Source organism: Paraburkholderia dinghuensis, from assembly GCF_003837865.1.
In the GTDB taxonomy this organism is placed as follows: Bacteria; Pseudomonadota; Gammaproteobacteria; order Burkholderiales; family Burkholderiaceae; genus Paraburkholderia; species Paraburkholderia dinghuensis.
This window is the reverse complement of sequence record NZ_RQIS01000034.1, coordinates 1-24,363: the sequence shown is the minus strand read 5'-3', so window position 1 is coordinate 24,363 and position 24,363 is coordinate 1. Positions and strand designations below refer to the sequence as shown.

Below are 24,363 nucleotides of genomic sequence, written 5' to 3'. Positions count from 1 at the left end.
ATACAAGACTGGCTTGTGGCTCAGCGGACAAGAGATGCGGCTGCATAACCCGGGGCCTCTGGAAGGCGAAAAACCGGGGGAACCTCACATTCCCTCGCGCTACAATACGGCCTCGTTAAATTTTGGGCGTTGGGCTCAATGGCGTCTACGCCCGCTTAACGACGACGCTCGAGAGTATCCCCCTCCCATTTGTAATTCGCGAGCTAAAAATTTGCAGCGCATTGCCTATACATCGGACCGCAAACGCTTCGCGATTGCCAGTCTGACTGCGTAACGAATCCCTCCCCATTCGCCTTCCAAGCATATGTTGGAGGTAGCAATGAAATCCACCATTAAATTCAATGGGTTAGGAAATGTTCGTTACACGGTAACGTTCGCGGATAACGTAGGGGCTTGGCAGTCGTCGCGCGGCTCAACCGATGATGCTTGCATGGAACTTACCTACACGGATTTGATAACTCGCCACAAACAACTTTTGCTCGCCGATTCACCAGAGTCGAAATCACGGCACCAGATATTCAGGAACCACGTCAGCACCCTGGTTTCTTACCTCTCGTTTAATGGAAAGACGACCGAGTCAAAGGTCGGCGTGGAGATGCTGTCTGCATTTGATAAGCGGACGCGAGACTACACCGAGTCCCTCCAACTCGCACCGCGCACAATCCTGGACCGCAGGAGCCACCTCCGTGCTTGGCGCGAGCTCGCCAACGCAGTTCTGGCAGCCACCGGCGTCACACGCGATTCGCACGATGCTAACAGCGGGGTAAGTAAGTTCACCCGCGCGCTTCGCACCGCATTCGCCGCGCAAAGTGAAGCCCCGAAAACGATTGCTCGAATGGCGGGTGCGTCGACATCCGCAGTCCAACGATGGTTAAACGGCGCGGTGCCAAATCAGCGGGCTCTCCCCTCCCTGACCCGAATCGAACATGCTCTTGGTCTCGAACGGAATGCCCTCCGAAATCTGATAACGCAGCGGCCGCAGGCCGGAGATAGCCCCGCCCGAGGTGCGACAACTATCCCGTACCGTGCTCGCCAAAAGGCCCATACGCAAGCCCCTTATCTCCTGCCCGAATCCGAACTCTGCCCGGGACTTCTTGAAGAATGGAACGACTTTTTTAGCTATAAGACGGCGACGAATCCTAGCTTCAATCGGCGGAAAAATAGCGAATGGAGGTTGCTACCAAAAAGCAAAATTGCGACGAAACTGAGCGCCGCTGCTCACAGCGGCAACCTCGGTTGCGTGACGGCACACATCGCCTTCAATATGTTGCGCGCTTACTTTGGCTTTCTCCGAATGCCTCGCCGGGACGGAGGATTCGGCATTCCTCAAACTGAGCTTACGACCCTTGCGTGGTTCGCGGTACCGGATGCCGTCAATTCTTATCTTGAATTCAGAACAAGGCGCTCCGATGGGATAGTTCATTGGGGGCAAAAAGGTTTCGCAAGCTTTGTCTGCAGTCTGACATCAATTGACACCGGGTTTCTCACACAGCAACCCGAACTTGGCGCTCGGCTCCCGAAGAAATGGGGCGATGCCATCACGTTTGAGTCGATGTGCGCGAAAACTCACGGGCTTGCCAGCGCGTGGAAGAGGAAAGCAAACGGAAAATCTCGGAACCCTGAAGAGCCAATACGCGGACTACTCGTACTCAGTGAGCCGCTGGCCCCCCTGTTTCGTGCCATAACCGCGCTTGACGAGGCCGCAGCTAACGCTGCACCTGGGAGCCTGGACGAAGCCCTGCACAAGAGGAACGCATTGTTGTTAGCGATGTTAATTGCAAATCCGTTGCGCCGTCGGAACTTCGTTCTGATGACGTACGCCGAAGACGGCTCAGGTAATCTCTATCGAAGACACGATGGATTTCGGCTGCGATTCGAAGCGGTCGACTTCAAGAATGAGCACGGTGCCGCGAATTCTGCATACGATGCTCCGCTGCCCCCTGACCTCTCGAGTCGCATCGAGGAGTATCTGCAGGAGTTTCGGCCACGTTTGGTCAGACTCAATCCCTTCGCGCCATGGGTCTTTCCGAGTCGAGACGGAACACGTTGGGACGACCTGTCCCGGCAGATAGAGAGAGTCACTAAACGCCTCATCCCGGAGACCCCCGGATTTGGCACACATGCCGTCAGACATCTTGTTCCTACCGACTATCTACGCAAGCATCCTGAAGACTATCCGACCGTCGCACTTCTTCTGCATGACAAACTAGAGACTGTTATAGCGAACTACGCGCACCTGAGGCAAGACCATTCTTTTAGTCGCTGGCAGGAACACTTGCAAACTATTCGGAAGGAATAAAAAACTCCAATACACGACTATCGAGACCGCCCGTACATCCGGCTCCGCACTTGGCATTGCAAAAAAATCAGGTGAATTCATGCCGAGGAACGCACGCGTGTCTGGGCGCTAGCTGATGAGTCGAGTTCACCGCGCGCCCAATGGACGGCGTCGTCAGAACCTGCTGGCAACGCGCTTCGACTGTTCGACGAGTCGGTCCGACAGCGCGATTGTAAATGGCTAACTGAACTCTCCTCCGACTCGTGATGCGTCGTTGCCGTCGGCTTTACAAGCTATCGACTAGTACGGCCCTATGGGGGCCGTACTTCTTTTCCGGGGGGGCGAGCATTTTGCCTCAGCGTGGAAGTATTGAAGGCGAGTGAGCGCGACCAGGTGCCAAATCGCGCCTCTCTATCCCGCTGCAGGTAGCGCCCGAGCTATTTGTCCTTCGAGCGCTGTAACCGACTCCTGCGACACAAGGCCACGGTTCCACACGATAAACATCTCGAGTTGATAATCCAGTACGCCAGCGCCGCGCGGCCGGAATAGGAACAACACACCGTAGATGTTGCCCTTCAAGTGTGCAAACCTCGCTGCTGCGGCCTGAAAATCCGGTGGGTCCGCGTCCTTAACGTCTTGAAACACTCCAAACATCCCTCGACGGCACGGCTCTGGGACCTCACTGTCGCCATACGTCGCGAGTACGCAGTCGTACGTGTCTGCGGTCCCTAAGAGGATATCGGAGATGGCTACTACAACGATGTTCACGAAGCCGGGGCCTGCCTGCAAGAACTTGATGGGTGTCCCGTCAGGTTTTTGGACCTTCGCGAGGATGGTGGATTGCAGACGAATAATGTCGTCGGCCTCAGCTCGACCGTCTTTCACGACCGCGTACTGCTTATTTGCCTTCAGTTGTGCAGCAACTTCGTCGGCAGTCTCTCGGTCCTGCTGCAGCAAGCGCACCTCGAAGAAGACAGAATCTCCGCTCGTTGCACTCAGTCTGAAATCAATCGAGCTCGGCTGGTCGGGGACCTGCTTTACCTCGTAATCGAGGGCCATTCCCGAAGCCTCGAACTGATAGGCGAAGGTCGCTTCCAACACCAGCGAGCGGAAATTGCTCTCATCGTTGGCATTCGCAAGAGCGTTGAGCAATTGGCCGTAGCGGCCCGCTGCTTCCAACACGTGAAGTTTGGCTAGCAAACCTTCGACCTGGTTGTCGGGCTGTTTGCCGCCGCCGAATGCCTCGATGGCGGCCTCAAGTGTAGCGCGGTCAAATGGCATAGACTCCTCACTCAACACTCAGGTGCGGAAAAGATACTCGCTGCAGCATTTCCTTCTCTGCACGCCTTCGCAACTCTCTCTGCTTCATTGAAGCGCTGGGCATTTTGTAGGTCGGCGATGGCCAGCGTTAGTGCGAGACATCGGCGAGTCGTCGATGTTCGTCCAACAGGAAAGAAGCGGTCCCCTTGGGACGTTGAAGAGCACCGACGGCACATCGCTTAGACTGCTCGACCCTGTCCAGACTGGCGGCTTGCTCGATGCCTTTTTCATCGTTCTGCATCAGCGCATTCAATAGTGGTTGAGCGAAGTCGTCTGAACAGTTGCTCAATTGAACCGCCTGCCGCGTTTCCAGCCATACCAATCCGATTGCGCTCGTCGGCAGCCCAATGAGGAGCCCCACCACTCCTACAAACAGCTTAATCCTAGCTTCCGTCGATAACTCAGCCCACAAAGCATGCAATGCGTCTAGCACTCTCACTGACTCCCTCCTCGATTTTGAGCATCAAGCCGTTCGACGGCAAGCGTCATGATTTCTCTATCCATGAACGCACAACGAGCTACTCCGGCGAAGTGGGTAGCAACACAATAGGAGACAGATAAGCACGCTGCTGTCAGCCATCAGTCTGCAGTCTCGACCAAGGTTTCTGCCAGATGAGTCTGGATTTTCTGGCTGGTCGTGAGGCGCTCTCTTAGCGTGGCACAAAGGGCGCGCAGCGCTTCGACGCGGGCGACGATGCGGGATTGCTCAGTGAGAGGGGGCAGTGGTACAGGAATATTTTTTGATTTTGTTACCGAAATATTGTCCTGCCCAGCTGTACCAATCAGTTCAATATTCTTTAAAAATGAGTTTTCACAAAGATATGTCCAAATATACTTTGGGCTCATAGGCGGTATCAGCCCAAAAAAAGCAATTGCCTGATTGCAATTCCATTCCGGGTGACTGTCAGGAATAATTGCAATCTTCCCAAGCGGCGGCCCCACAATGTTCATCACTACATCACCGGGATAAAGCATCGACCGGCGCAATTTTGAACGATGTAGCTCTTCGCTGATGAATTGCCGTTTATATTCGAAGTCAATATTCTGATTTCGAATATTGTAAACCTTGAGGTACGGCACGCCACCATCATTTAAAAACAAATTCGCTGCAGGTGTAGAGCCAGAGGAAACGGGCCTACACAAATCGCCAATTCTCACCCACTCCCACCCCTGCGGCAATTCAAATGGTTTTTCATCCTCGCCAATCTCAGGTAGCGGCTTATCCTTCTTGATTTTCCCCTCGGCAATCAGCCGGTCTTTCTCGGCGCGGATTTGCTTGAGCAGTTCGCTGGCGGGTTCGTCGTTGCGGTCTTGTGGCACCAGCAGGCCGCGCACGGCGAGTTGGAGCAGGGTTTGCTCCAGGGCATCGACGGCTTCGGGGCGGTCGAGGATGAGGTCGAAGCTGCTGGCCAGGCGCGTCCAGTTTTCCTGCAACTGGTGTGCCGACTCGCTGGCGGCGAGCGCGTCGAATAGCGTGGCGGTGAGGCGGGCGTGCTGCTCGGCCTCCAGCTTGCCGCGTGCTTCCAGCGCATCACACAGCGCCATCAGTTCTTCGACTTTGGCGACAATGCGGGATTGCTCGGCAAGGGGCGGCAATGGAATTGTATATCGATTAAGTTCCTGACCTGCAAAATGCTTAATTGTCGCACCAGTAAAGTATTCGTTTAGTCGCCCACTAAAGGCATCATTCTCTAAACATTGAGCAATAAATTCTGGCAACACTCCGCCAATCGTTCGAACACGATGTAATGCTTTTTGAAAATACATCTCATCTACCTCATCACGCCAAATAGCACAACGGCCTGGCTCGCCACCTTCGCAAATTAATAAATCACCACGCCGCAGCCTAAATTCTTCTAATTCATGCGTTTCGAGGTAAATCTCTTTGATGTCGTCAAGAACAAATCGGTGCCATTGCACGTTCGTATTGCGCAAATATGGAAATGCAGTGCCAGTATTTTTTGCTTTATCTAGCATCTTTCCCAAGCGATTCTCTGCGATTTGGGGCATGCGCACCCATTCCCACCCCTGCGGCAAATCAAACGGTTTTTCTTCATCGCCAATCGCCGGCAGTGGTTTGTCTTTTTTGATTTTTCCCTCGGCAATCAGCCGGCCTTTTTCGGCGCGGATATGCCTGAGCAATTCGCTGGCGGGTTCGTCGTTGGGGTCTTGCGGAACGAGCTTGCCCTGCACGGCCAGACTTAGAATCAGCTCGCGCAGACGCTTGATGCCATCGGGGGCGGTGGCGAGCAGGTTAAAGCCTTCGGTCAACTTCATACCTTGCCCTCCAGCGCGGCGGCAAGGATGGCTTTGAGCTGGTCGCGGATGCCCTGCGCATCGGCTTGCAGGGCTTGGTATTGCGCTAACAGTTCGTCCGGGTCATGGCTAATCACTTCGCCGACGTGCGGGTTTTTCTGGTCGAGGTTGAAGCCCTTGGCGCGGATGTCATCGATGTTGACCTTCCACGCGAACTCGCTTTCCACACGGCTGGCAAAGCCATCGGCTTCGCTGCCCCACCATGCTTTTTCGACGTCAAATTCGTCGATGCGAATCGGCTTGGTTTTGCTGTAGCTTTTGTAGCCCGCCGGGTATTGATGCTCGTAGTACCAGACATCTTTGGTGGGCTGGCCCTTGGTGAAGAACAGCAGGTTGGTCTTGATGCCGGTGTACGGCGCAAACACACCATTGGGCAGGCGCACAATGGTATGCAGATTGCATTCGCTCAGCAGCTTTTCCTTGATGCGCGTTTTCACGCCTTCACCAAACAGCGTGCCATCCGGCAGCACGACGGCGGCGCGGCCGTTGTGTTTGAGCAGCTCGGTAATCAGCACGAGGAACAGGTCGGCGGTTTCCTTGGTGCGCACATCGGCGGGGAAGTTGGACTCGATGCCCGGCTCTTCGGTGCCGCCAAAGGGCGGGTTGGTCAGAATCACATCGACCATATCGCGCGGGCCATAGCTCACCAGCGGCCTGGCCAGCGTGTTGTCGTGGCGAATCTGGAACGGAATTTCGATGCCGTGCAGCAGCATGTTGGTAACACAAAGCAGATGGGGCATCTGCTTCTTTTCGACGCCGTGGATGGCCTGCTGCAAGCGGCTCTCATCCTCGACCGATTTGACCTGCGTGCGCAAGTGCTCAATCGCACAGGCGAGAAAGCCACCGGTGCCGCAGGCCGGGTCCAGGACTTTTTCGCTGAGTTGCGGGTTGACCATATCGACCATGAACTGCGTGACTGCGCGGGGCGTGTAGAACTCACCCGCATTGCCCGCGCTTTGCAGGTCTTTAAGGATTTTTTCGTACAGGTCGTTAAACAGGTGGCGGTCTTGCCGGTTGTTGAAGTCGATTTCGTTGATTTTGTTGATGACCTGGCGCAGCAACTGACCTGACTTCATGTAGTTGAAGGCGTCTTCAAACACCGACTGCACAACGAATGCACGGGCATTCAGCACCGCATCGGCGTTCAGCCCCTTGAGCGCGCCAAACAGGTCGTTATTCACAAAGCCCAGCAACCCGTCACCGGTAATGCCCTCGGCATCGGCCGCCCAGTTTCGCCAGCGCAGCGCTTCTGGAATCGGTGAGACGTACCCATCACGCATCATCTCGATTTCCGTTTCCTGGTCGTCGAAAATCTTGAGAAAGAACAGCCAGGACAATTGCGATATGCGCTGCGCGTCGCCATCAATGCCAGCGTCCTGGCGCATGATGTCCTGGATGGATTTAATGAGAGTGGTGCTGATGGTCATGGGTAATTCGTAAAACGCGGGAAGAGCGGCGTGGGTTCCGCCCAGTGGTGTCTGAAAATGGAAGCACCGGCGCTGTGCTGGCAGTCAGCCAGGCCGGATTTATTCCGTCATTGGTATAAGGCGAGTTCAAGACTACGCAGTGCCGCCTGGTATTGAGGCTTGCCGCCAAACGACTTAATCAGCTCGACAGGGGAGCCGAGGGGCGCAAAGTCTGGCGTTCGCAATACCTCGGTTTGCTCGATATTGGCGATGCCTTCATCGGCGTATTTGTCGAGGAGCTTGTCCAGCACCTTGCGGGCAGTCTCGCCGTACTGCGTGAAGTAGTTCTTCTTTTTGACATTGTCGGCGCGTTCGCGGCGGGTCAACGGTTTCTGGCCGAAGGCGACATGGCAAACCAGGTCAAACGGGTCGAGGTCTTTGCCCGTTTCTTTCGCCAGTTCGTCAAAAAACACGCCCTGCGCTGCCAGCTCATCGACAATGGCCTGCTTCCTGTCGGCATCGGTCCAGCTCTGTAAAAACTCGTCGAGCGAGGCAAAACGCTTCTTGAGCTGGATACGGGTATAGTCTTTCAACGACTCGGTAATCAGCTTGCCGTCCGGTCCCATGAACTGGACGCGCTCATTGGCCACATAGACGGTTACGTCATCGACGACGTATTTGATGCGCGCCCCGCCGCCCTGCCCGGCATTGCCGCCCGTACCATTATCAGGGTCATAAGTACCCCGGGGCCCGTCGACGGACTTGCCTTGCTCGTCGGTGGGTGGGTCGTTGTCCCCGGACGGGGCGACAGGCTCATCCCCTTTCGGCTCATAAATAACGACGGGCTCGCCATCGAACGCCGGGTCGGCAAAGTTTTCGGTGGCTTTTTTGAAATCCAGAATCGTGAACCACAGCTTGTCGTAATCGTCGTTAATCCGCGTACCGCGACCGATAATCTGCTTGAACTCGGTCATGCTGTTGATGGTGCGGTCAAGCACGATAAGTTTGCAGGTCTGCGCATCGACCCCCGTGGTCATCAGGCGGCTGGTGGTCGCAATGACGGGGTAGGCACGTTTGGGGTCGATGAAGTTGTCCAGCTCCATCTTGCCCTCGGCGTTATCCCCGGTGATTTGCATAACGTATTTCGGGTTGGCGCTGGCCAAATCGGTATTGGCATTAATCAGCGCCTGCCGCATGCGACTGGCGTGGTCGATGTCTTCGCAGAACACTATCGTCTTGTTCATGCGGCCAGTAGCGTACAGTAGCTCGGTAATGCGTTTGGCGACTACCTCGTCACGCTGGGTCAGTACCAGCGTCTTGTTCATGTCTTTCTGGTTGTAGATACGGTCTTCGATGGCCTGGCCTTTGGCATCGACTTTGCCTGCGGTAGGCCGCCAGCCCGAGTCTTTATCCAGGTCGATACGAATCACCTTATAGGGTGCGAGAAAACCGTCGTCAATCCCTTGCTTGAGCGAGTAGGTGTAGACGGGCTCACCAAAGTAGGTGATGTTGGAAACTTCGGTGGTTTCTTTCGGCGTGGCGGTCAGCCCAAGATGCACGGCACTGCCAAAGTAATCCAGAATTTCGCGCCAGGCCGAGTCTTCCGCCGCGCTGCCCCGGTGGCACTCGTCAATCACCACCAAATCAAAAAAGTCGGGGCTGAATTGCTTGTAGATGTTCCGCTCTTCTTCCGTGCCTGTGACGGCCTGGTAGAGCGAGAGGTAAATCTCGTAGGATTTGTCGACTTTTTTGGTTTGGGGATTGACACCCAGCTCGACCAGCTCGGTCGTCTTCTGGCCAGCGCCATCGACCTTCTCGACGCCCTTCTGGTTGACGCTGAGTTTCGCCATCGCGCCCTTGAAGGGTTTGAAGTCATTGACCATTGTCTGGTCGACCAGAATATTGCGGTCAGCCAGAAACAAAATCCGCCTGGCGGTACCTGACTTCCACAAGCGCCAGATAATCTGGAAAGCAGTGTAGGTCTTGCCCGTGCCTGTCGCCATGACCAGCAAAATCCGCTTTTGGCCTTTAACCACGGCTTCGACCGAGCGGTTAATCGCATTGACCTGGTAATAACGTGCGGAGCGGCCGACGTGGTAATCCTGAGCATAGACTGTCGCTTGCTCGTCGCTGATGCCTTTCCAGGTCAGATAGCGCTGCCACAGAACTTCCGGGGAGGGGAACTCGGCCAGACTGATTTCGCGCTCCAACACTCCATCGGCGAGGGTCTTGTCGTGAAAGACAAAGCCATCGCCATTGCTGGAGAAAGCGAATGGCACATCGAGCATGGCTGCATAATCCAGTGCCTGCTGGATACCATCACGAACCGTGTGTTTGTTGTCTTTAGCTTCAACGACAGCCAAGGGCTGGCCTGGCTTGAAAGACAGCACGTAATCGGCCCGGCGGATGGTTTTGGTGTCGCGTACACCTTTGTTGCCATGCACGACAACACGCCCCGCCGTAAGGTTGACCTCTTCACGCAACTGGCGCTGCTTATCCCAACCTGCGGCTTCCAGCGCGGGAGTAATGAGCTTGGTGCAAATATCTCTCTCGGAGAGCTTTTTCTTGTCCATAACCCAAACCGCATCTGATTTTCGATGAGTCACTGATTGTACCGGATGAAAGTCCGGTAAATCAGTGACAGAAAGTCTGTCTGCGACAGCGTCGAAAGGCCAGCGCTGGCACCCGTGCGTGACGCTTTGCGGAAGCTTGAAGTCACGCTGCCTGACCTCCAGAAGCTTCTGGACACAGCGTCAGCCTGCCCGTTCGACACAGGCAGACACGCAAAACAGGCAAAAATGCGCGTCCGACGACGGTTCCATTGTTGAAACCGTCGACTGCGGGCCAACGGTGCCACACGCAGCGCGTCCCTCATCCCGTCCCGGTGGACGTCTGGCATCGGGGCGCGGTCTGGCAACCCGCGCCACTGCCCCCGGCATCAGGTCACGCCTTGCCAAAAGCGGCGCGACTCGCACAAGCAGGCTCGAATTGGCGGGCGCATTGTCGATGCCAGTCCGCGAAAGGGGGCACCCGATATCCGAGGCAGTTGCGACGACGCCTCTCCATGCTGGAGCGGGACCTGGTTGTCCTTTCGACCGAGTCCGGCCGGGATAGGCTCTGGCAGCGCAAACCCTGGCTGGGCGGTGCAAACCAGGTGGCGAATTTGACGAGTGCTTCCGAGGCCGTGGCGTTTCACACGCTCCGTCGTTTTGTCGGAAGCAAGCTGCCGGCGGCGGTGACCCGAGACATCGAGCCGCTATTCGAGGCGGCCGACGCGCGACTTTCGCAAGACCGGGAGGACAGTCGACCGCATCGGGTATGGGTCAACAAGATTGGTTCAGTGGAGCCCACCTACGTGCTGCGTCCACCGCCCATCAACCCCGAGGTCTTTCAGACAGTGGTGACCGCGACGTTCTTTGAGCGCGAACTGCTCGTCAGGTATCGCCAGGCCTACAGGGAGACCAAGGCGGACGACGTCAAGCCCAGGCGGCTCTGGCCGCTCGCGCTGGTCGAATCCGCTGGGCTCATGTACATGGTTGCCCAGAGTCCGGAGCACCCGCCACGCCCTGAGGAAGGCAGGCCAAACTGGCTTCGGGCTCTGTATCGCCTCGACCGAATTGTGTCGGTGGCCGAGTCCGGGGATACGTTCACGTACCCACGGGATTTCCGGTTGCAGAACACCATTGAGAAAGAACAGGTTTTTGACTTTCTGCCAGAGGCGCCGGTTGTCCTGGAACTCGCGGTGGAGGCGGCCGAGGCGAAGCGACTGAAGGAGCGCGCCATGTCGGACGACCAACAATTTGAGCGGATGCCCGACGGCCGCATAAAGGCAATCGGGACGGTGGTTCCCAGCGTCAAGCTGCGATGGTGGCTGCGCTCGCTCGGCGCCGCAGTGGAAATCATCGCGCCCTCCACACTTCGCGATGAATTCGCGCGCGAGGCAGCCGCACTAGCAAAACGCTACGGTACGGGCGCCTGAAGCGCGCAATGGACAGGTCAAACAGCGGAATGGGGATAGCGGGTGAATAACGACATTGCAATCAGACAGGCAGCCGGCTGGATTCGCGAAGCGGACGCACTGCTCATCACAGCGGGCGCCGGCATGGGCGTGGACTCCGGACTACCCGATTTTCGGGGGACCGACGGGTTCTGGCGCGCCTACCCGGCGCTGCGTCATCATGGATTTTCGTTCGAGGACATCGCCAACCCAACTGGTTTTGAGAACACCCCTCGCCTGAGCTGGGGATTCTACGGGCACCGGCTCGCGCTCTATCGTACAACCGTGCCTCATGCAGGCTTCGATATCCTGCTCAGGTGGGCATCGACGATGAAGCACGGCGCCTTCGTGTTCACCAGTAACGTCGATGGCCAGTTCCAGAAAGCCGGTTTCGATGCCGGACGCGTTATGGAATGCCACGGCACCATCCACCGGCTGCAATGCATTGACGCTTGTACGGATGAAACCTGGCCGGCTGACGACTTCACACCGGTCGTCGACGAGGCAAATTGCCTGCTCGATAACGCAATGCCCAGGTGCCCCCGCTGCGGTGCGCTCGCGCGACCGAACATCCTGATGTTCGGGGACTGGAAATGGGTGGCCCGATGCACAGACAGGCAACAGAGGCAGCTCGCAAGGTGGCTTGAGTCCGTCGAGCGACTCGTCGTTGTCGAACTGGGCGCGGGCCGGGCGATATCGACGGTCAGACACTTTAGCGAACGACACGGGCCGCACGTTGTTCGCATCAACCCCCGAGAACACGCGATTTCTCCGGCTATCGGTGTTGGAATTTCACTGGGTGCAGTGCGCGCCCTGGAACAGCTCGAACGGGTTCTTGCCACCACGATGGATGGCAGATAAGAAAGCCACGTGCGATATTATGCAAATTAGACCAACACTCAAAAATTACAGGTAAATCAAGAAGTGATGTTCAAGTCCGTATACGCGTACGTCAGGGAGAATATATCCCTTCTTGCCGATAGCTACCCGTGGGGCATACCAAGCCCGCTCCCTGCTGGCATTACGTTACCTGGCAGTGAAGCATCGCTCCTCGAGCGGAATCTTGCGCTGAAAGACGAACTGCACGTGGCATGGTCGACCGGTTCGGCACACGAAAGGCTTCGGCTGTGTCACTGGTACATATCTGTATGGGGCGGTGTCCGCAGGAACGATGAGGAAACGCTCCGGCTTTATGCCAATGGCGACGAAGCCACTGTCCTTGCCCGGGGCAAGCAAGGTATTGCATCGTGGTCAAAGGCATTTACCATTCGCGACCCCAAGCGGTTTGCAATTTTTGATGCCAGAACATCCATCGCGCTCAACGCAATTCAGGTTCGCGCGGGCGTCGAGCCTCCGATAGTCTTTCCCGCGCTTCCGAGTCGGAACAAGCGGGTCGTTGCGGCTCAACTGGTGGTCAAGCGACTTGTCAGTGCGCATGGCTGGCAGAAGGTAGACCACCATGCCTTTTACATCATGTATTGCCGTCTGGTCGAAGAGATTGCAGTCAAACTCTGTACCGAACTCAAAGCCTCTATATCAAACCAGATGGTCGAGATGCTTCTCTTCGCGAATGCGATTGACTTGAGCGATGAGCTATGTGCCACCTACGCGTAGCGAGATTGCGCGACTTCTCCACCGTGATTCTGGCAAGGGTACGCGGTCAACCCTTCCGGCAGGTGGCAGCGAATATTGCACACTAGCCTCTCCATGCGAGCGACAACATTCAGCCAGGAGCGCGGGACCCGCCACAAGAAGATGGCCGATGCCTGCCACGGCTTTCGCACCTGTGCGCCGCTGCAGAACCATGAAAATACGGACTTGCATCGCGAGCCAGGCCAGGACGAGTTGCATATCCCTGCCCTTCATTCCGGAAGAATTACATGACGGTTGCCTGCCCTTTTTGCACCTTGCCATCCGAGCGCATCGTTGGCGAAAATTCACATGCCTTCTGGATTTATGATGGTTTTCCCGTCTCCCCAAAGCACGCATTGATTATTCCCAAACGGCATGTGCCGTCACTGTTTGAGACTGCTGATGATGAGCGTGCCGCACTGTGGCAGTTGCTCTTCATAGCGAAACAGGTCATCGGTCAAAGCAAAGCTCCAGACGGCTTCAACATCGGCATCAATGATGGCTATGCTGCCGGGCAAACTGTTCCGCATTTGCACATCCATCTGATTCCCCGCTATGGCGGCGACCAGGATGACCCAAGGGGCGGAATACGAAAGATATTTCCAGAGAAAGCCGACTACTGGAGTCCAGTGGATTAACCGATTGTTGAGGGAATTATGAAATTCGATGTTTACGGCTCTTACCCGATTCCTTGCATTGACGACGAAAATGGAAAACGCAAGATAGACAGGGATGGATTGAAAACGCTAAAAAAAACCATCGGCTCTAGCGCTGATGGCCTAGCCGACTGTCGTGGCTGTTATGTTTTTGCGCTCAAGCATGGCAATAAATACACACCTTGGTATATCGGCCAGGCCGCAGGGGGGCGAACCCTGAACTTACTGAAAGAGTCGCTCCACCCTAAACACAAGCTGGAAATCTACGATGAGGTAGTTTCAGAAAACAAAGGGCATCCGCATCTTTTTTTACTACCAAAGCTAACAAAGAATGGAAAATTTGCAGGCACAGTGAAGAAGGGAAGCGACAAATCCCTTGATTTCCTGGAAGACTGGCTGATAGCAGTCTCGTTTCAAAAAAATCGAAATCTTAGAAATGACAAAAAAACGTGGTTTTTGAAAAATCTTTATGTCGCGGGACTATTCAACGCAGGACCGGATGAACCAGCGCCTGCGTCGATTCAATTAAGAAGTACCATTTTCTGAGAATGACGACCACCATCTGGTCCGCTTGGGTGTCGTTGATGGCGCATGTTAGCAACTCCAATGCGCGCTGTCTTGCCGGTTCGAAACTGACGACCTGCACCCCCCCGGCGGTTACCAGGCCAATGTTCTGGTGCTGATAACCTTGAACACTTATGGCAATCCGGTGCGTCGCATGACGGCGAACTCCACGCTGGTCGTTGAGCACGCGAAAGGCTTTTTCTCGAAATGGCAAAGCATGCATTCCAGAGCTAAACAGCAAACGGACGAGTCCTCGAAATGGAAGGCTTTTTTCACGGTCTGGAGACACGTGGTCTCCACTGACGTTCCTCCCGCAGCAGAGAAACCGGCCGTTGACTGGACGCGATTTGAGCGCTTTGCCCGAGCGTTCCGCGCACCATATAACCAATACCGCCAGAGCGGTGCCATGGCAAACGTCTGGCAGGTGGCTGGGATAGGCCACGACGAGTTGCGTAATAGCCAGGCGTTGGCGTGGCTACTCGACCGGTATGGCGACCATGGCCAGGGCTCAGCCATCCTTGAACGACTTGTGGAGGCAGTCGGTGCAAAGCGGCACATGGACGTCACGCCCGCCGTCGTCCGCGAGGCCGACTATTCGACCCGGACCGAAGTCCATCCGCTGGGAGACAGGGAGAGCCGTGTCGATATCGAAATCAAGAGTTCGCGCTTTCTGATTTTCATCGAGGTGAAAGTCCGTGCACCGGAATCCAGCGACGACCAGCTAAAACGGTACACGGAACTCGCCCGGCAGACGGCGGCTGGACTACCTTCGGTCGTGCTGTTCCTGACACCGGAGGGCCGCCGCCCCGACGACGAAGAGCTGCATGACGCCGTCATTTCTGTCTCATGGGGAGAAGTCGCGAATATCCTGACGGCATACGCCTCGGGCGAGCGCGCGTCCAGCTTCTCGGGCCAACTCCTCCTTCAATTTGCACGACACGCCCGTAGCCTGACACGGTGACCGGCAGGAACCAACAAACATCATGACCCAGCACCATGAACCTCACCGCCTGGTAATCCAGCATATGGACATTCTGGAGACCGCCCCGAAGGTTGTTGACGAAGTGGAAAGGCACGTTTTTTCAGTCATCGACGAAAAGCTTCGGCAGTGGGAAGCATCCAGGAAAGACTGGGAAGGCGTGTACAACCTTATTGCGGACGAAACGTCATTCAAGCCAAAAGCCTGGGAGAATTCCGAGGACGGCACTTACCGGGCATATTTTGGGCTCGGCAGCGACTCTTCGGTCGAACACGCCTACTATTTGTCCGCGCTGACGGGCATGGTGCCAGCGAAATTCGGTATCTGGTTCTGTGTCGACGTCGGCTGGGTCACCCGTCTTGGAGGAAAGGGGGGGCGGCCTGGTACAGAATGGAAAAAATTTCTGGCCGAACAATTTCGTTCGAGGCGTTTGGGCGAATTTGGTTTTGAGCTTCATGGCCCAGACCTGCTTCTGCCTATCCGGGTAGATGCGCAAGCCTTGGCCGACCACTATCCCGATTCGCTGACAGACGCGCTAGCTCCCGTCGATGAGGCTTTGAAACAACTTGAAGCCGCAGCGCCCTCCATCCAAGGGCTTCTGGACACTGCATTACAGTACCCGTTTGGCAACGGCAGATAGCTGCGTCACCCCGTGGTGGCCACTGCTTTAACCTTTTTGACGCCCTTTTTGCTCTCGGTTCGACCGGACGCACCCCACTGCGCGAGCACCCCGGAATACGCCGACGTCACGGTGATATGGGTAAGCTTCGCCAAAAGCACGCACTGGTGCCAATCTTTCTCGAACGGGTTGTCGACCGTGGCGCCGTTGTACATCGTCGTGCACTCGATGGCGTGGCCACTGTGGTCCTTCGTCACCGTGCCTTCCACCTCTATTGTCAAGCTCCTGACGGCCTCCTTGGCCGCGTCTGGCTTGAGCTTGACCGTCTTCGTGAGTGGGCGATAGTAGTGCTCCGATTTCGACGAAAAGTCCTCGTTGGAAAACAGGCCGATATAGGTGTCGGACAACGCGCCCACGCCAAAGATGTGAATCGCAAGCGGCGTGACTTCCTTAGTCACATTGAACGCGTTGGACTCCAACTTGGGCTCGCCGCGCCGGATATCCTGGAAGAATGTCAGATACTGGGTTGTGTATTCATCGGCTTCGCGATGAGCGCTATCGACGGCCACCGTGAGGGTGAGCAGCTCCTTGTCTGCATCGTACGAGTACGTCGGCCCGCGCTCGTCGCCGGTCGAATACTTCTGGTAAGGGATGTCAATGTTGAAGTGTCGGCCGACCAATGGGGCGTCGTTGAAGCCTTTGGAAAACTGGTCCGGCTTCTCGTAATCCATAGCGGCATGCAGGTAGTTCGCGATAGTTTCATCGTCGAGGTCGCCCGTCGGCAGCGCCAACGGGTCCTTCTCCACAATCGTGGTCTCCGGGGCGACGGCCGTGGCGACCTCAGGGGCAGAGGCCGCGCTCGCAGCATTCGACGGCGGCCCCTGGTCGCATGCGGTCAGGGCGAACCCCAGGCAGACTGCGCCCGCAAGCGTGAAGAACCCGCGCAATTCCCGCGCCGGCATTGCGGCATCGCGCCGCAGCCTGAATAGACATGACATTTTTATTCACCTCTCGCCGAGCGACTCAAGCGCACAGACGACCCTGTAGTCCCGCAATACCAGCTCGCAACAGGGAAAGCGCCCTTCCGAAAGAACCGTTAGCGGTGCTCCGCTCCTCACACTCTCCCTACACTGCATCGGACAAACTCATTTTTCCCAATAGGGCTTACAGCTTCGGCGCGCCTGCGTGCTGCTGGTCATACTTCGCCTGCTGCCGCGCAAGCTCCTCCGCCGTCGTCACGGTAAGCAAGCCAGTGTCGAGCTGGTCATTCACGCCTCTGAATGTCACGGCGACCCCGCCCGGGAGTTGCCAACTCGCTTCGATGCCCTCGAAAGTGGCACCGATGCGGTTTTGCAGGGGGACTGTGCGGTTAGTCAGTGGCTTGCCGAACTTGCGCAAGAGCAACGCGTAGTCACGCTCCTGCGAGTCGACGCCGTTCGTCACCAGGTGAATGTCCTGCACGAGGCCGTCGACGAGACTGACGGTCATGCCGTTGTACATCTCGGGGTATTTGCCCGTGGGATACGCGATGTAAAGCCGCTCCGTCCCGGTTGGAGCCGTGCCAATCAGGTCCATCTTGAGGTGCTCAAAGCAGGGGTTCGAGATTTCGTACATGGAGGTGTACAGCTTGCTGGCGCCCGCATAGTTGCCCTGCTTGTACGGGCACTCCGGCATCGCGGTGAACGGCTGGGCCAGCGCGATGCCGTAGACGGACGTTCGGGTGGCCCCACCCGGCGCGGCCGTTTGCGCTGAGGCGAAGGGCGCTGCGGCAATCGCGAGCGCAGCGAAGAGGCCACCGACAACGGATGACCTGATAGGACTGGTGTTCATGTGCCCCCCCCGATGTGTGACGATATCGCCCGGCTATGCCATGGCCTCTCTTGGTTGTGAGCCGCATTCTGTGCAATGCCGGCCGCGCCAGTCTGTGTGCCATCGCACAGGCGCGGCAAGCGAGGGCCCGCACGCTCCCGCGCCTGCGGGAACCCAACACCAGTCCGGCGGCTGCCGCCTCGGCGATGGTCGCACGGTAGCTCCGGCGCTCGAGGAGCGCGGCAATGGCCGTCTCAAGCTGCTCGTGAGCGAGGTCGACACGCGGTTGCAGGTTTGCGCGGTCACCCAGCTATCTTTGACGGTTTCCTTCGACGAGTAGACTCGCCTGCTGATTCGTTGAAGTGCATACACGGGACAACCGGTGTCTCTTGAGACAAAATCGTGTTGTGTGAGCGTACTGTCAACTGGTCCGAAGTCGATGTCCTGCATTCGCTTGGGCCGAGGCCTGGTCGCGGAATGACGGTTCTCGACAAGCTATTCGGCCGCCGCGACGAAACGGGTAGCGCACTGGCCGATAGGCCCGGGCTCCCGTGGCAGCGACCTGTTCCGGGGCTTCATGCCCGCCGCGTGCGATACGCCAGGCGTTGAAAACCCCACAAGGTTGACCGATGCGAGCAACGACGTTCAGACAGGAACGCCTGGCTCTCCATCAGAAGATGGCCGAGGCCTACCACGGCTTTCTCGCCTATACGTTCCTGCAGAACGAGGGAAATCCTGATTTGCACAGGGGACTGGCTGAAGCACGCAACAGGTTCCTGTCGAGTTATTTCATTGAGAGCGAGAACCACGCCGTTCCGGGCTGGGTCCCGGATGAGGTGCAGAAACGATACAGGGGTTCAAGTCGCCGATATCTGCTCGGCGACTACTACAGCGAGGCGGCACTACGCGAAATCGGCAACCCCGTGTCGCGGAACCGTGAGCTCCGGTTTGAGCACCTACGGCCAAAGGGCGAGGCTATCAGGAAGCGAGGCGAGGCTGAGTACGAAAAGGGCGTACCGGTGAGCGTGGATACGATTGCGGGCCTGCTCGACGAAAACTGGCACATCGCCGTAATCACGCGCGCCGAGAACGGCATGCTCCGGAGCCAGCGGAAAATGCCGGGAAACGCCGGCGACCTCTTCGCGGGCTACCGCGATGACACTGGCGACATGCTGTTCCCGCTGGTCAGCACCGTCGAAGACGGGCCGCGCTGCGGGCAGCTGCTGCGCGCGGGACACCGGTGATGGCGGTGACTGCGCCCTGGTCATGAAAGGCGCACGTGGCGGCCGTTGGGTCGTCAGTGTGCCGTGAAGGGTCGACAGGTTTTTGTTGCCAACACAACATCCAGGGCGGCCTGCTCCAGCGACGAACGGCACGCCAGGCTGAAATCGCCCGCTGCCGGCTGCATGCGTCACGGCTTGAGTCGGGCGGTCTCCGTCGTCCGGCGGAGCGCCTGCGGCGGTGTGTTTACTGTGACCGGGAAGTGTGCCAGACTGTCGTTACCAGCCGCGAGAAATGTCTTGAAAATCAGCGGGTTAGGGACGGGTCGCCGGCCGGATGTGCCGAGTCCCCCTCTCTCCGCCAGAATCCTCAAACCCTTGTAAAATAAGGCCTTCAGCCTAAAAGAAGGGTTTAGCGGTGGTGGACCAGGTGGGTGGTACACAGGACAAGTGACGAACCACCTCACGCAGCGCGGTACGCGCTACTACTTCCGCCGAAAAATTCACGCGTCACTTCACGAGCACTACGGCAAGAAAGAAACCGTTATCGCGCTCGGTACTTCCGACTATTCCGACGCCAAACGACTCGCTGTTGCGCATACCGTGCGACCGGATGCGGAGTGATCGCGCGTGCTCGCTACACCGTATTCGGTGGACGCTGCGACAGTTGACGCTTTCGAGCACGCGGACGAATGAGAGCGAGAGCGACAGGCCAACAAGGCATATCACAAAACCGTAGCGCGTCGCGAACGGGAAGCCCTTGCCAAGGTCGATAAGATCCTTGGCGCGGCCGGACTGATAGTCGCTGCTCGCCCTGATGTACGGGAGGCAGTGAGCGCCCCTCGTAGCACTTCGGCCAACGCCGCCCCTTACCTGCTCAACATGGTCACTAACGACGCCGCCCCCTTGCCCTCAAGTATCGAGAAGCGGTGCTTGCAGGCCGTCCCGCTATCCCCGGCAACGCATGAGCAAAACGCGGTGATCTCGTTTTCCGCGCGCGAGAACGAAACCTCGTAAGGCTTCGCGGCCGATCCTTGGGGTAGAAAATTGATTGTCTCTACAGACCGCCCCCGTTGGTTATTGTTTCCGTATTCCGCCCCGTTACCGACAGGTCAGCGAATCGGCTTGCAGGCCGAATTGCCTACGGATAGACTTGTCCACCGGAGCATTACAGATGCAGTGGACAAGGATTTTTATCCTTGATTCTATTGAATTTTTCATTACCCCCCACGCTCCGCCCGCATAGTACTGGCAGGCAAATCGTAATATCGCGTTTGGGTCATCACAAGCGTTGTAGATCATTGATGATGGGGAAGATATGAAACGCTTCGTAGAAAAGCCGGAATCTGGATGCGGTTTCCTCTGTGCCCCGCTGGCTGTTCCAGTGATCATCTTCAAAGCCGTGGCATTCGTCCTGCTCCCCAAGACCGGCCGGCAACTTCGTGAAGATTTGAGGATCTAGCCATGGAGAGGCAGAGCAAGTGGCCGAAGGTCTTCCCACCTCTTACTCCAGAGCAGAAGTGGATCAGCGACGATTTCATGAAGTACTGGCACGAAGTTCTGCCGGCGCGCTACGGAATCGTGAACAGCTTCAATCATGGATATGCGGTCAGGCACGCGCCCCCCGGCTTCGTCCGTACCCTTGAGATCGGCTGCGGAGACGGGGAGCACCTGGAATATGAGACGCTAAGCGACGCGCAACGGAAGAACTACCATGCGATCGATATTCGGCAAAACATGGTGGACGCCCTCAAGCAACGCTTCCCCGATGTCAACGCGCACGTCTCAGATTGCCAGGCGCGCATGCCATTCGAAGACGGCTATTTCGATCGGGTTCTCGCGATCCACGTCCTGGAGCATTTGCCCAATCTGCCAGAAGCGGTCAAGGAATTGCACCGGCTTTGCGACAAAGAGCGCGGCGTGCTGTCAGTTGTGATCCCTTGCGAGGGAGGGCTGGCCTACGGTATGGCGAGAAAGATATCGGCCGAGCGGATCTTCAGAAAACGCTACAAGCAGTCATATTCGTGGTTCATCGGTAGGGAGCACATTAACGTACCCTCCGAGATTCTGGCCGAGATCACACCGTATTTTGAGGTCGAATCATCGTCATACTTCCCGATCCCGGCTCCAGCGATCTTCTGCAATCTATGTATCGGGCTCACCTTCAAGCCAAGACATTAGCGCACCCGACGCGCGCGGATGCCAGATAGCACCAGACGGCGCCCAAAGACGCCACTCACCGCGCCCTCGAAAGTCCGCAAGACTTGCGCGAAGGCACCGCCGTGAGCGGCACAGCAGCACTAAACGAAGAATCGCTGAAACGCTCAACCGCCCGAAACGTCATCGAAGATTCGATCGTCGAATTCGATCAGGAAAGGATTGTTCCGTCCCAGCGTTCCGGCGTCACGCGCATCCTGGTAGTCGACAAGACGCTCCGCAACGATCTTCCGGATTTGATCCCCCACAATGGCGGATTGCTTCGGCCCCAGCGCTTCAAGGCGATCCAGCAGGTCACCGGGAAAGCGTAGCGAAATGTACGGCGTGTCGTCTCCGACCGGATTTCGGACGATCAGCACCTTCAATCGTCCGTCCGCTGCAGCCTGCTCGCTGTATATGGCGTCATCGTGAAAGGAACGCGATACCGCCTGAGCGACGCGCTCCAGAACACTGCGAGTGATCTGATAGATAGGCATCTTCGTCTCCTGCGTAGACGTCGAAACATCGTATCACTTTGATTTTTCGCGGTAGTGCTCGCCGGCCGAACATCCACTCGTCATCCGCCCTCACCCCGTCAATCGTCAGGCGGGAATGAGCAGGCGCCAACTGCTCGTCGACTGCGCAGGCCGATTCCATTCCGTTTCGTCATATCGCGGCACACACCTTCGACGGGCAGTCCATCTAGCGTGCGCGTGGCATTTCAGTTCGCGTCAGATGACACCAGATCCACTGTCCCACCCCGCCCCCTGACCCACTGCACTCAGCACGTCACGGATGGCGGATATAGTCCACGAGCGCGACCGTATACGCATCCGGCCGTCTGTCGAGCAGGCTCACGCCGATCGCCACCAGAAAGCCCGCCGGTACGCCAAATACGCCCGAACTGATCGGCTCGATGCCGAACCACCGTCCACCGTCGAAGCCGGTCAGCTGCGTAAAGAACGGATACGTCGCGACGATGTAATAGACGCATACCACGAGTCCTGCAATCATCCCCGCCACTGCACCGAGCCGTGTGGTGCGCTTCCAGAACACACCGAGTACGAGCACCGGAAAGAGACTCGACGCCGCGAGCGAAAATGCGGCGCCGACGAGGAACAGGATGTTCCCCGTATTGAGCGATGCCACCCACGAAGCAAACAGCGCGACACCAAGCAGCAGGATCTTCGACATCGTCACGCGCCGCTGGCTGGACGCCTCGGGATCGACCATGTGGTAATACACATCGTGCGAAAGCACATTCGAGATCGTGAGCAGCAGACCATCCGCGGTGGAGAGCGCCGCGGCCAGCGCACCCGACGCAATGAGTCCCGACATGACATACGGCAGGCCGGCAATCTCCGGCGCTGCAAGTACAACCATGTCCGGCTGCATCTGAATATCGCCCCAGCGCACGATGCCGTCGCCGTTCATGTCGGTAATGCTGATGAGATACGGCTCGATGCGCCGCCACTGCATCACCCAATGCGGCAGATCGCCGAAGCGCTGCCCCACCAGATGCGTGAGAATCTCGTACTTGATCATCACCGCGAGTACCGGCACGGTCAGGTAGAACAGCGCGACGAAAAAGAGCGTCCACCCCACCGAGCGCCGGGCCGACGCCACCGACGTCGTCGTGTTGTAGCGCGTGAGGATGTGCGGCAAGCTCGCCGTGCCGAGCGACAGGCACAGCAGCAACGAAAGAAAATTGCGTTGGTGGATGCGCCGCGCGTCGTCGTCAACTGCGGGAAACGGCTCGCGCATCGGCACGGGCGTCGTCCCGCGCTCGAGCAGATCGTCGCGATGCTGCGTCCATACGATACGCGCCGCATCCGCGTCGTGCGGAAACGATTCGAGCTGGCGTTCGAGCGAGTCGATCTCACGCAGCGGGCCGTTGTGGCGGCGCAGGTTGACGAGCGTGTCGGTCAGGCGTGTTTTCTCGTCGATGAACGACTGCGGCAACGCGTCGAGCCGCGTCTGCCACACCCCGGCGCGGTGCCGGAATTCGTCGCGTACGCTCTGCTCTGGGCCTGCGTCGCGTACGTTGCCTTCGAGCGCTTCCACGCGCTCCATCAGCCGGCCGTAATTGAATTGCGGCAGCCATCCCAATCCGTCGCGATGTGCGATCAGCGAGACAGGAATCAGGATCGCAGAGATGAGAATGACGTACTGCGCGACCTGCGTCCACGTCACCGCGCGCATGCCGCCGAGAAACGAACACACGAGAATGCCGGCAAGTCCGCAGAAGATGCCGATGGCAAAATCGACGCCGATAAAGCGCATCGCAATCAGCCCCACGCCCTGGATCTGCGCGACGAGATAGACAAACGAGCAGAGGATCGTCGCGAGGACGGCGAGTGCGCGAACGAGGTTGCTCGAATAGCGCGTGCCGAGAAAGTCGGCGATCGTGTAGCGCGCGAGTTTGCGCACGTACGGCGCGAGCAGGAACGCAACGAGGCAGTAGCCCGCGGTCCAGCCCATCATGTAGGCAAGGCCGTCGTAGCCGCTCGCGTAGAGCGAGCCCGCAAGGCCGATGAACGATGCCGCCGAGAGCCAGTCCGCGGCGGTTGCCATCCCATTGAAGAGCGACGGCACGCGGCGCCCCGCGACGTAGTACTCGACGAGATCGGATGTCCGCGAGAGCAAGCCGATCACGGCGTAAACGGCGATCGGCACGAACAGGAACACGTATCCGATCCACACGCCGGGTCCCGTGAACAGCTCGATGCGCCACATCACGTAGACAAACGCGAGGAAACCGATCGTATAGAAGGCGTACGAGCGGATGAGCCGATGCGCGAGCTTCATCGTTGGGGCGCCTTGAAGGCCTCCCGGATCGCCAGGTCGGCTTCGTGGGCGGCCTGCAATTCGCGGTCGGCGCGCTGCATCAGCACGATATAGACGGCAATGAGCAGCACGTACACGATAATCGCGCCCTGTGCGCCGACGTAGAACGGCAGGCTGAAACCCGCGAAGCGCACGCTGCTGAGCGAGCTCGCGAAGAACGGAACGACGAAGGAAACGATGAAGCCGATCGTCATGAGCACGGCGATCAGCACGATGTTGAAGCGCCAGTAGCGCTTATGCGCGAGCGCCATCGCCTCGCTCACCCGTGGCGGCTCAGGCAATGGATTGACGTTGTTCTGGGGTGTGGACTGTGGCGCGGCCATGCGCCTGTTTATCAAATATGCGCCGCGCCGGCAATCGGGATCGACCGCTATGGAGGAGCAGCGCGGCGCCATCGAGCGCGCCGCGCTGCCGGGAATCGCTTACACCGACTCGCCGAGCTGATCAAGAATCGCCGGATTTTCCAGCGTCGAAACGTCCTGCGTGATCGCCTCGCCCTTCGCCAGCGAGCGCAACAGACGCCG

22 protein-coding genes are annotated in these 24,363 nt (G+C 57.6%); 12 read left to right on the top strand and 10 right to left on the bottom strand.

The features are described 5' to 3' along the window. The first annotated feature begins 319 nt into the window (after window positions 1–319). On the top strand, window positions 320–2,299 hold the full coding sequence (locus D1Y85_RS26235) for a site-specific integrase (RefSeq protein WP_124153994.1): 1,980 nt from the start codon (window positions 320–322) through the stop codon (window positions 2,297–2,299). 390 nt (window positions 2,300–2,689) lie between these two features. Here D1Y85_RS26235 and D1Y85_RS26230 read toward each other — a convergent pair whose 3' ends face one another. The 5 genes from D1Y85_RS26230 to hsdR all read right to left on the bottom strand — a co-directional run bounded on the left by D1Y85_RS26230 (window position 2,690) and on the right by hsdR (window position 9,893). Beyond that, window positions 2,690–3,559, bottom strand: a complete 870-nt coding sequence (locus tag D1Y85_RS26230) for a hypothetical protein (protein WP_124153993.1) — start codon at window positions 3,557–3,559, stop codon at window positions 2,690–2,692. A 127-nt stretch (window positions 3,560–3,686) separates the two neighbouring features. Further along, window positions 3,687–4,037, bottom strand: a complete 351-nt coding sequence (locus D1Y85_RS26225) for a hypothetical protein (protein ID WP_124153992.1) — start codon at window positions 4,035–4,037, stop codon at window positions 3,687–3,689. Window positions 4,038–4,177: 140 nt separating this feature from the next. After that, a complete protein-coding gene (locus D1Y85_RS26220; RefSeq protein ID WP_124153991.1) occupies window positions 4,178–5,875 on the bottom strand; it encodes a restriction endonuclease subunit S in 1,698 nt (565 codons plus the stop codon). Next, entirely contained in the window at window positions 5,872–7,341 is a 1,470-nt protein-coding gene (locus D1Y85_RS26215; protein WP_124153990.1) for a type I restriction-modification system subunit M, read from the bottom strand. The genes D1Y85_RS26220 and D1Y85_RS26215 overlap by 4 nt, the downstream gene beginning before the upstream one ends. 107 nt (window positions 7,342–7,448) lie before the next feature. Continuing rightward, window positions 7,449–9,893 carry an EcoAI/FtnUII family type I restriction enzme subunit R gene (hsdR, locus tag D1Y85_RS26210; RefSeq protein ID WP_124153989.1) on the bottom strand — a complete coding sequence of 815 codons (2,445 nt, stop codon included), beginning with the start codon at window positions 9,891–9,893 and terminating at the stop codon, window positions 7,449–7,451. 491 nt (window positions 9,894–10,384) lie between these two features. Here hsdR and D1Y85_RS26205 point away from each other — a divergent pair, with 491 nt between their 5' ends. The 7 genes from D1Y85_RS26205 to D1Y85_RS26175 all read left to right on the top strand — a co-directional run bounded on the left by D1Y85_RS26205 (window position 10,385) and on the right by D1Y85_RS26175 (window position 15,788). Further along, a complete protein-coding gene (locus D1Y85_RS26205; protein ID WP_124153988.1) occupies window positions 10,385–11,299 on the top strand; it encodes a helix-turn-helix transcriptional regulator in 915 nt (304 codons plus the stop codon). Window positions 11,300–11,341: 42 nt separating this feature from the next. Beyond that, a complete protein-coding gene (locus D1Y85_RS26200) occupies window positions 11,342–12,178 on the top strand; it encodes an SIR2 family NAD-dependent protein deacylase (protein ID WP_124153987.1) in 837 nt (278 codons plus the stop codon). 66 nt (window positions 12,179–12,244) lie between these two features. Next, entirely contained in the window at window positions 12,245–12,931 is a 687-nt protein-coding gene (locus D1Y85_RS26195; RefSeq protein WP_124153986.1) for a hypothetical protein, read from the top strand. Between the two features lie 266 nt (window positions 12,932–13,197). After that, on the top strand, window positions 13,198–13,587 hold the full coding sequence (locus D1Y85_RS26190) for an HIT family protein (protein WP_124153985.1): 390 nt from the start codon (window positions 13,198–13,200) through the stop codon (window positions 13,585–13,587). Window positions 13,588–13,605: 18 nt separating this feature from the next. Continuing rightward, window positions 13,606–14,151: a hypothetical protein gene (locus D1Y85_RS26185; protein WP_124153984.1), complete on the top strand. Its 546-nt coding sequence runs from the start codon at window positions 13,606–13,608 to the stop codon at window positions 14,149–14,151. A 142-nt stretch (window positions 14,152–14,293) separates the two neighbouring features. Then, complete coding sequence (locus D1Y85_RS26180) at window positions 14,294–15,130, top strand: PDDEXK-like family protein (protein ID WP_124153983.1); 837 nt, start codon at window positions 14,294–14,296, stop codon at window positions 15,128–15,130. Between the two features lie 22 nt (window positions 15,131–15,152). Continuing rightward, entirely contained in the window at window positions 15,153–15,788 is a 636-nt protein-coding gene (locus D1Y85_RS26175) for a hypothetical protein (RefSeq protein WP_124153982.1), read from the top strand. Between the two features lie 5 nt (window positions 15,789–15,793). On the opposite strand, the gene D1Y85_RS26170 is transcribed toward D1Y85_RS26175, so the two are convergent. Next, window positions 15,794–16,765: a hypothetical protein gene (locus D1Y85_RS26170; RefSeq protein ID WP_124153981.1), complete on the bottom strand. Its 972-nt coding sequence runs from the start codon at window positions 16,763–16,765 to the stop codon at window positions 15,794–15,796. Window positions 16,766–16,931: 166 nt separating this feature from the next. Beyond that, the gene (locus D1Y85_RS26165) at window positions 16,932–17,597 is read right to left on the bottom strand and encodes a hypothetical protein (protein WP_124153980.1); all 666 of its coding nucleotides are present in this window, start codon (window positions 17,595–17,597) and stop codon (window positions 16,932–16,934) included. A 608-nt stretch (window positions 17,598–18,205) separates the two neighbouring features. Between D1Y85_RS26165 and D1Y85_RS26160 the strand changes: the two genes are divergently transcribed. From D1Y85_RS26160 to D1Y85_RS26155, 4 genes are all read left to right on the top strand, one after another. Further along, window positions 18,206–18,820 (top strand): hypothetical protein, encoded by a 615-nt coding sequence (locus D1Y85_RS26160; protein ID WP_124153979.1) that lies wholly within the window; start codon window positions 18,206–18,208, stop codon window positions 18,818–18,820. 426 nt (window positions 18,821–19,246) lie between these two features. Continuing rightward, on the top strand, window positions 19,247–19,420 hold the full coding sequence (locus D1Y85_RS27360) for a DUF6538 domain-containing protein (protein ID WP_221410343.1): 174 nt from the start codon (window positions 19,247–19,249) through the stop codon (window positions 19,418–19,420). A gap of 694 nt (window positions 19,421–20,114) precedes the next feature. Next, window positions 20,115–20,258, top strand: a complete 144-nt coding sequence (locus tag D1Y85_RS27355) for a hypothetical protein (protein WP_221410342.1) — start codon at window positions 20,115–20,117, stop codon at window positions 20,256–20,258. 2 nt (window positions 20,259–20,260) lie between these two features. Further along, on the top strand, window positions 20,261–20,977 hold the full coding sequence (locus D1Y85_RS26155) for a class I SAM-dependent methyltransferase (RefSeq protein ID WP_124153978.1): 717 nt from the start codon (window positions 20,261–20,263) through the stop codon (window positions 20,975–20,977). A gap of 143 nt (window positions 20,978–21,120) precedes the next feature. Here D1Y85_RS26155 and D1Y85_RS26150 read toward each other — a convergent pair whose 3' ends face one another. From D1Y85_RS26150 to D1Y85_RS26140, 3 genes are all read right to left on the bottom strand, one after another. Beyond that, complete coding sequence (locus D1Y85_RS26150; protein WP_124153977.1) at window positions 21,121–21,489, bottom strand: hypothetical protein; 369 nt, start codon at window positions 21,487–21,489, stop codon at window positions 21,121–21,123. A 292-nt stretch (window positions 21,490–21,781) separates the two neighbouring features. Beyond that, on the bottom strand, window positions 21,782–23,800 hold the full coding sequence (locus D1Y85_RS26145) for a sodium:solute symporter family protein (protein WP_124153976.1): 2,019 nt from the start codon (window positions 23,798–23,800) through the stop codon (window positions 21,782–21,784). Beyond that, a complete protein-coding gene (locus D1Y85_RS26140) occupies window positions 23,797–24,234 on the bottom strand; it encodes a DUF4212 domain-containing protein (protein ID WP_425466987.1) in 438 nt (145 codons plus the stop codon). The genes D1Y85_RS26145 and D1Y85_RS26140 overlap by 4 nt, the downstream gene beginning before the upstream one ends. Window positions 24,235–24,363 lie beyond the last annotated feature (129 nt).

What these genes read in the sequence shown, in the direction of transcription:
- D1Y85_RS26190 (WP_124153985.1), top strand. Translation starts at nt 13,198, where the DNA reads ATGACGGTTGCCTGCCCTTTTTGCACCTTGCCATCCGAGCGCATCGTT.
- D1Y85_RS26215 (WP_124153990.1), bottom strand. Translation starts at nt 7,341, where the DNA reads ATGACCATCAGCACCACTCTCATTAAATCCATCCAGGACATCATGCGC.
- D1Y85_RS26170 (WP_124153981.1), bottom strand. Translation starts at nt 16,765, where the DNA reads ATGTCATGTCTATTCAGGCTGCGGCGCGATGCCGCAATGCCGGCGCGG.
- D1Y85_RS26165 (WP_124153980.1), bottom strand. Translation starts at nt 17,597, where the DNA reads ATGAACACCAGTCCTATCAGGTCATCCGTTGTCGGTGGCCTCTTCGCT.
- D1Y85_RS26205 (WP_124153988.1), top strand. Translation starts at nt 10,385, where the DNA reads ATGCTGGAGCGGGACCTGGTTGTCCTTTCGACCGAGTCCGGCCGGGAT.
- D1Y85_RS26145 (WP_124153976.1), bottom strand. Translation starts at nt 23,800, where the DNA reads ATGAAGCTCGCGCATCGGCTCATCCGCTCGTACGCCTTCTATACGATC.
- D1Y85_RS26160 (WP_124153979.1), top strand. Translation starts at nt 18,206, where the DNA reads ATGCGAGCAACGACGTTCAGACAGGAACGCCTGGCTCTCCATCAGAAG.
- D1Y85_RS26235 (WP_124153994.1), top strand. Translation starts at nt 320, where the DNA reads ATGAAATCCACCATTAAATTCAATGGGTTAGGAAATGTTCGTTACACG.
- D1Y85_RS26185 (WP_124153984.1), top strand. Translation starts at nt 13,606, where the DNA reads ATGAAATTCGATGTTTACGGCTCTTACCCGATTCCTTGCATTGACGAC.
- D1Y85_RS26230 (WP_124153993.1), bottom strand. Translation starts at nt 3,559, where the DNA reads ATGCCATTTGACCGCGCTACACTTGAGGCCGCCATCGAGGCATTCGGC.
- D1Y85_RS26220 (WP_124153991.1), bottom strand. Translation starts at nt 5,875, where the DNA reads ATGAAGTTGACCGAAGGCTTTAACCTGCTCGCCACCGCCCCCGATGGC.
- D1Y85_RS27355 (WP_221410342.1), top strand. Translation starts at nt 20,115, where the DNA reads ATGAAACGCTTCGTAGAAAAGCCGGAATCTGGATGCGGTTTCCTCTGT.
- D1Y85_RS26175 (WP_124153982.1), top strand. Translation starts at nt 15,153, where the DNA reads ATGACCCAGCACCATGAACCTCACCGCCTGGTAATCCAGCATATGGAC.
- hsdR (WP_124153989.1), bottom strand. Translation starts at nt 9,893, where the DNA reads ATGGACAAGAAAAAGCTCTCCGAGAGAGATATTTGCACCAAGCTCATT.
- D1Y85_RS26140 (WP_425466987.1), bottom strand. Translation starts at nt 24,234, where the DNA reads ATGGCGCCGCGCTGCTCCTCCATAGCGGTCGATCCCGATTGCCGGCGC.
- D1Y85_RS26195 (WP_124153986.1), top strand. Translation starts at nt 12,245, where the DNA reads ATGTTCAAGTCCGTATACGCGTACGTCAGGGAGAATATATCCCTTCTT.
- D1Y85_RS26150 (WP_124153977.1), bottom strand. Translation starts at nt 21,489, where the DNA reads ATGCCTATCTATCAGATCACTCGCAGTGTTCTGGAGCGCGTCGCTCAG.
- D1Y85_RS26155 (WP_124153978.1), top strand. Translation starts at nt 20,261, where the DNA reads ATGGAGAGGCAGAGCAAGTGGCCGAAGGTCTTCCCACCTCTTACTCCA.